Here is a 398-nt window from a genome sequence, read left to right on the forward strand (position 1 = left end):
GGGGTGGGGGGGCCTGTCCAAATCTTCCACAGGCTGACAATTCGCTATGCGTGCGCGAGCCGTTCCTGGATCAGGGAGAGGAGTTCCCTGCCAGCGAACGGTTTTTCCAGATGGGGGCTTGGTACCGACTCCAGGAAGGCGCGGGCCTGAGGCGTCACCGCGCCGCCGGTGAGGAAGATGACCCGCTGGGCCTGCTCGGGGTGGCGGGCCTGGAGGGCGGAGTAGAAGTCCATCCCGCTCATGCCCGGCATCATCAGGTCGCAGAAGACGACGTCGAAGCGCTCGCCGGCCTCGATGCGCTCCAAGGCCTCCTGGGCCCGGGTGAAGAGGGTGACGTCGTGGTGTGGACGCAGCGTACGCCCCAGGGCCGTGCAGACGAGCGGCTCGTCGTCCACCAC

At 67.6% G+C, this 398-nt stretch carries 1 protein-coding gene; it reads right to left on the minus strand.

Features of this window, described 5'->3' with window-relative positions; translation table 11 throughout:
* Positions 1 to 44 precede the first annotated feature (44 nt).
* Positions 45 to 398 (minus strand): response regulator (locus FL344_RS38330; RefSeq protein WP_141621964.1); only part of this gene is annotated, 354 nt, incomplete at its 5' end.

It is taken from the genome of Myxococcus sp. AB036A (genome assembly GCF_006547355.1).
Lineage (GTDB): Bacteria > Myxococcota > Myxococcia > Myxococcales > Myxococcaceae > Myxococcus > Myxococcus virescens.